Annotated in this window: 7 protein-coding genes; 5 read left to right on the top strand and 2 right to left on the bottom strand. The window is 69.7% G+C overall.

Going from position 1 to position 5,609, the window contains the following annotated elements; genetic code table 11:
* Positions 1-348 (bottom strand): flavin-containing monooxygenase (locus V6M46_RS03005; RefSeq protein WP_332662286.1); only part of this gene is annotated, 348 nt, incomplete at its 3' end.
* Between the two features lie 53 nt (positions 349-401).
* Between V6M46_RS03005 and V6M46_RS03000 the strand changes: the two genes are divergently transcribed.
* Complete coding sequence (locus tag V6M46_RS03000) at positions 402-1,010, top strand: TetR/AcrR family transcriptional regulator (protein WP_332662285.1); 609 nt, start codon at positions 402-404, stop codon at positions 1,008-1,010.
* Between the two features lie 45 nt (positions 1,011-1,055).
* Here the strand turns inward: V6M46_RS03000 and V6M46_RS02995 are convergent, their stop codons facing one another.
* On the bottom strand, positions 1,056-1,547 hold the full coding sequence (locus V6M46_RS02995; protein WP_056209957.1) for an inorganic diphosphatase: 492 nt from the start codon (positions 1,545-1,547) through the stop codon (positions 1,056-1,058).
* A 76-nt stretch (positions 1,548-1,623) separates the two neighbouring features.
* Here V6M46_RS02995 and dacB point away from each other — a divergent pair, with 76 nt between their 5' ends.
* The 4 genes from dacB to hpt all read left to right on the top strand — a co-directional run.
* Positions 1,624-3,033 carry a D-alanyl-D-alanine carboxypeptidase/D-alanyl-D-alanine endopeptidase gene (gene dacB, locus V6M46_RS02990; protein WP_332662284.1) on the top strand — a complete coding sequence of 470 codons (1,410 nt, stop codon included), beginning with the start codon at positions 1,624-1,626 and terminating at the stop codon, positions 3,031-3,033.
* A gap of 91 nt (positions 3,034-3,124) precedes the next feature.
* Positions 3,125-4,171: a zinc-dependent metalloprotease gene (locus V6M46_RS02985; protein ID WP_332662283.1), complete on the top strand. Its 1,047-nt coding sequence runs from the start codon at positions 3,125-3,127 to the stop codon at positions 4,169-4,171.
* 10 nt (positions 4,172-4,181) lie between these two features.
* The gene (gene tilS / locus V6M46_RS02980; RefSeq protein WP_332662282.1) at positions 4,182-5,135 is read left to right on the top strand and encodes a tRNA lysidine(34) synthetase TilS; all 954 of its coding nucleotides are present in this window, start codon (positions 4,182-4,184) and stop codon (positions 5,133-5,135) included.
* 4 nt (positions 5,136-5,139) lie between these two features.
* Positions 5,140-5,609 (top strand): hypoxanthine phosphoribosyltransferase (gene hpt / locus V6M46_RS02975; RefSeq protein ID WP_332662281.1); only part of this gene is annotated, 470 nt, incomplete at its 3' end.

The following is a 5,609-nucleotide window of genomic DNA, read 5'->3' as shown; positions in this document are numbered from 1 at the left end:
GGTCCAGATGCTGCGCTCCTCGTCCCAGTCGGCGCCGGTGACCTCGACGCCGAACGTGATGTAGGGGCGGATGCCCTGCTCGTCGGCGACCTTGCGCATGTAGGCCCAGATCTCCTCCTGGCCTGAGAAGCTCTTGCTCCACTCGGGGTTGAGCTCGTAGGAGAACGAGTACATGTGGCTCGGGATGTCGCACTCGCAGCCGGGGTAGGTGTTGTCCCGCCACGTGCCGCCGACATCGCGCGCCTTTTCGAGGATCACGAAGTCCTCGCGGCCGGACTGGCGTAGCTTCATGGCGGCGCCCATGCCGGAGAATCCGGTGCCGATGATGACGATGTCCTTTTTGATCACGTTTCAGATACTATCGGTATCTGAGAAGGTTGCAAAGAGATGAGGAAACGGTTGTGACAGTGGACAACCCGAAGGTCACGCGGGCCGAGCGGCAGGCCCAGACACGCCAGCGGCTGATCGAGGTCGCGCGTGAGATGTTCCTGTCGGACGGCTATGCCGCCACCTCCCTCGACAAGGTCGCGGTGCGTGCGGGGTTCTCCAAGGGCGCCGTCTACTCCAACTTCGCCGGCAAGGAACAGCTCTGCATGGCCGTGCTCGACAGCATCCACGAGGAGCAGATCGAAGGCGTCGTCGCGGCGTTCTCGCAGGACACCGACCTCGACGGCCGCATCGAGGCGTTCTCCGCCTGGGCCCGCGAGGGACTCGGTCAGCCGCGCTGGACCGCCCTCGAGGTCGAGTTCGGCGCCATCGCGCGCCAGAGTCCGTACGTCGCGACCGAGCTGGTCAAGCGCCACCGCGCGATCCGCGCGGCGATCTCCGAGCTGGTCCGCCAGGTGACCGCCGAGGCAGGCCTCGGCGATGCGATCGACCCGGACCAGGCGGCGACGACGTTGCTGAGCCTCGGCATCGGGCTCGGCACGCTGCGTTCCCTCGACAGCACGATCGACGTCGGCGTGTTCGCCGACACGATGCGCGCGCTGCTCAAGAGCTCGAGCGGCTGACGATCACGGGTCGCGCGAGCCGCGACCCGGGTGTCGCGGGACTGCTCAGTATCCGCCGTTGGCCTTGAAGCGGTCGTAGCTCGCCTGGATCTCGGCCTCGGCCTCGACCCGGCCGGTCCACGTGGAGCCCTCGACGGACTTGCCGGGCTCGAGGTCCTTGTAGACCGTGAAGAAGTGCTCGATCTCGAGCCGGTCGAACTCCGGCACGTGGTGGATGTCGCGCAGGTGCTCCTGGCGGGGGTCCTTGGCCGGGACGCACAGGACCTTGTCGTCGCCGCCGGCCTCGTCGGTCATGCGGAACATGCCGATCGTGCGGCAGGAGATCACGCAGCCCGGGAACGTCGGCTCCGACAGCAGCACCAGGGCATCGAGCGGATCGCTGTCGAGGCCGAGGGTGTCGTCGATGAAGCCGTAGTCGGCGGGGTACTGGGTCGCGGTGAACAGCGTGCGGTCGAGCCGGATGCGGTGCGTCGCGTGGTCGACCTCGTACTTGTTGCGGCTGCCCTTCGGGATCTCCACGGTGACGTCGAAAATCACTGGTGCCTCCGGCGGTTGAATTCGGGGTGCGCACGCCGTGAGGGCGGCGCAACGGGGTTTCTATAGTCTGGCGCATGTGCCGTCACACGGGGGAGCCAGGGTCTCGAAGCCCCGTGGTGCGATCATCATCCCCTCGCTGGTCCTGACGCTGGTCGTCGCGCTCGGCATCTTCCTGTGGTCCCGCGGCGAGCTGAACGACCTGATCTGCGACGGTGACTGCGGCCCGGCCAACGTCATCCCGCCCCGGTCGCTCACGACCGACACGCTTCCCGCGGATCCCGCACCCGGACTTCCCGCGCCCGGCGACATCGACCCGGCCAAGCTCAGGGCCGCCGTCGCGCCGACCCTCGACGCGGCGGTGCTCGGCCCGCGCGTCGGGTTCTCGGCGGTCGCGCCGCCCACCGGCACCGAGCTCATGTCGTCGGGACCCGGAGCGTACGTCCCGGCGTCCACGACCAAGGTGCTCACGAGCTTCGCCGCCCTGTCGCTGATCGACCCGCAGACCCGCTACGCGACGCGCGTCGTCGGGTCGGGGGACCAGGTCGTGCTGGTGGGAGGCGGCGATCCCTACCTCGCGGTCAAACGGAAGAAGACCCACGACGGCGTCGTGCGCGCCGACCTGACCACGCTCGCCAAGCGCACCGCCACCGCGCTCAAGAGGGTCGGCACCGACAGCGTCAACCTGGGCTTCGACGCGTCGTTGTTCACGGGTCCCGACGCCAGCCCCGGCTGGGAGCCGTCGTACGTCAGCCAGAACATCGTCACGCCGGTCAGCGCGCTGTGGGCCGACCAGGGCGAGCAGGGCGGCATACGTGCGAGGGACCCCGCAGCGAGCGCGGCCCGTACGTTCGCCGGCCTGCTCGAGGACCGCGGCATCACCGTCACGGGGGAGCCCGAGCCGGCGAAGGTGCCGGGTGATGCGCCGGCCATCGCCGTGGTGCGCGGCGCGACCGTCGCGCGGATCGTCGAGACCCTGCTGCGGGTGAGCGACAACCAGGCCGCTGAGGTCATGCTGCGGCACCTCGCCATCGCCGCCGGAAAGCCCGCGACGTTCGACGGAGGGGTCGAGGCCGTCACCGATGTGCTCGACGCGGCCGACATCGACATCGAGGGCCTCGTGCTGGCGGACGGAAGCGGGCTCTCGCGGCGCAATCGCATTGCTCCCCTGACGTTGGCGCAGACCGTCAACGTCGCCGCGTCGACTCCGCGGACGTCAGGTCTGGCCGCCGACCTGCCGGTCAGCGGATTCACCGGCACGCTGGTCGACCGGTTCGCCAAGCTGACCGCGTCGCGGGGAATGGTGCGCGCCAAGACCGGCACCCTGACCGGCATCCACTCGCTGGCGGGATACGCGCTCGACGCGGAGGGTCGTCCCGTGGTGTTCGCCGTGATGGCGGACCGTACGAGCACGGCCGCGCCGGTCGAGGCGCAGGCCGCCCTCGACCGCGTCGCCGCCGCGATCGCCGCCTGCACCTGCGGCGCGTAGACCGAGGCCGCTCGCGGCGAAGCCGCCGGCTGCGAAGCATGGTGAGTTGAGGTTTCAAGGCGACCGGGGCCGACCACGTACCGTTGGACACATGATCGATTGGAAGCTCGCGCTCTCGACGGCGACGAAGCTGTCGAAGCCCGGCCCTGACCTGTCGGCCGCCGAGGTGGCCGAGGCCGTGGCCGAGCTGCGCGAGGGTGCGGCCAGGTCGGAGGGGCCGGTCCGCGAGTTCAGCGACCTGCACGCGACCTCCGCCACCGCACCGGTCCTCGTGGTCGACCGACCGCGCTGGATCGAGGCCAACCTCGACACGTTCAAGGTCATGATGGACCCCGTCATGGCCAAGCTCGAGGCCTCCAACAAGAGGCCGACGGGCATGAGCCGCGTCGTCGGCGAGAAGATCAGCGGCGCCGAGCTCGGTGCGCTGATGTCGTTCATGTCGACCAAGGTCCTGGGCCAGTTCGACCCGTTCTGGCACGGCCCCAACGGCGAGGGCGGGCGCCTCCTGCTGGTGGCGCCCAACATCGTCCAGGCCGAGCGCCAGCTCGACGTCGATCCGCACGACTTCCGGCTCTGGGTGTGCCTGCACGAGGAGACGCACCGCGTGCAGTTCACCGCGGTCGACTGGATGCGCGACCACATGCAGTCCCTGCTCGACGAGTTCGTCGACGCCACCGACCTCGACGCCTCGGCGATCTCGTCGCTCGTGACCGAAGGGCTCGGAGAGGTGATCCGCATCGTCCGCGGCGACTCCGACGCCTCGCTCGCGGAGCTGTTCCAGAACGACCGGCAGCGCCAGGTCGTCGACCGGCTGACCGGCATCATGTCGCTGCTCGAGGGCCATGCCGATGTCGTGATGGATGGTGTCGGGCCCGACGTCATCCCGACCGTGGCGGAGATCCGGCGCAAGTTCACCCAGCGGCGCAAGGGCGCCGGGCCGTTCGACCGCCTGCTCCGCCGTCTGCTGGGTCTCGACGCCAAGATGCGCCAGTACCGCGACGGCGCCGAGTTCGTCCGCGAGGTCAACGGCAAGGTCGGCCTGTCCGGCTTCAACGCGGTCTGGGCCGAGCCGGCCAACCTGCCGACCAAGTCCGAGATCCTCGACCCGTCCTCGTGGGTCGCCCGCGTGCACGGCTGAGCTCGACGGCATGGGCGGCGCACTCGACCCGACGGTCGCGACAGGTCGCAACCTCGTACGCAGCGCGCTGTCGGACCTCGAACCCGGCAGCCGGATCGTCGTCGCCGTCTCCGGCGGCGCCGACTCATTGGCACTGGCCGCGGTCACGGCGTTCGTGGCCGACCGCGAGGCGTACGCGCTGTCCGCCGTGATCGTCGACCATCAGCTGCAGGACGGCTCGGCGCGGGTCGCCGCGCGCGCCGTCGAGCAGCTCACGGATCTCGGCATCAGCTCAGAGGTGGTGACGGTCGACGTGGGCACGGCCGGCGGACCCGAGGCGTCGGCCCGCCGGGCACGCTACGAGGCGCTCGCCCGTACGGGAGCCGATGCGATCCTGCTGGGACACACCCTCGACGACCAGGCCGAGACGGTCCTGCTGGGGCTCGGCCGCGGGTCGGGCCCGCGGTCGATCGCCGGCATGTCCCCGATCGACGGCGTGCTCCGCAGACCGTTCCTGTCCCTGCGGCGAGCCGCGACCGAGCAGATCTGCCGGGCGTACGACCTCACGTGGTGGGCCGACCCGCACAACGCCGACGTGGCCTACCGGCGGTCACGCCTCCGCAACGAGGTCATGCCCCTGCTCGAGGAGGTGCTGGGCGGCGGTGTCGCCGAGGCGCTGGCGCGTACGGCCGACCAGGTGCGCGCCGACAACGCGTGCCTCGACGACATCGCAGCCACGGTCGACTCCCCACTTCGCGTCGACACCTTGCGTGATCTCGCGCCGGCCCTGAGGTCGCGAGTGCTCCGCCTGGGCGCCCTCGAGGCCGGCGCCGACGGCTCTGCGCTCACCGCGACACACCTGGCCGAGCTCGATCGCCTGGTCACGAGCTGGCACGGTCAGCGGCGAATCGAGCTGCCCGGAGGCGTCGCCTGCGTACGGGAGGGGGATTCCCTGTCGTACGTGAGGACCCCTGTGGGAGGCTGAGCCTGTGGAAGTGACGCATGTCGAAGATGACCTCGAGCTCGAACAGACCCTCTTCACCGAGGACCAGATCGTGGCCCGTCTCAAGGAGATGGCCGCGGAGATCGAGAGGGACTACGCAGACAAGGACATCCTGCTCGTCGGCGTGCTCAAGGGCGCGGTCATGGTCATGGCCGACCTGGCGCGCAGCCTCGACCGCCACGTCGAGATGGACTGGATGGCGGTGTCGTCCTACGGCTCCGGCACCAAGTCGTCCGGTGTCGTCCGCATCCTCAAGGACCTCGACACGGACCTTCAGGGCCGTCACGTCCTGATCGTCGAGGACATCATCGACACGGGCCTCACGCTGTCGTGGCTCATCACCAACCTCCGCTCGCGAGGACCCGCGTCGGTCGAGATCGCGACGCTGCTGCGCAAGCCCGACGCCCAGCAGATGGACGTCCCGGTCAAGTACGTCGGCTTCGACATCCCCAACGC

Origin of the sequence: Aeromicrobium sp. (assembly GCF_036676885.1) — a bacterium.
Taxonomy (GTDB): domain Bacteria; phylum Actinomycetota; class Actinomycetes; order Propionibacteriales; family Nocardioidaceae; genus Aeromicrobium.
This window is presented reverse-complemented; position numbering and strand designations above follow the sequence as displayed.

Coding starts and splice junctions, on each gene's coding strand:
- V6M46_RS02985 (WP_332662283.1), top strand. CDS start 3,125: ATGATCGATTGGAAGCTCGCGCTCTCGACGGCGACGAAGCTGTCGAAG.
- tilS (WP_332662282.1), top strand. CDS start 4,182: ATGGGCGGCGCACTCGACCCGACGGTCGCGACAGGTCGCAACCTCGTA.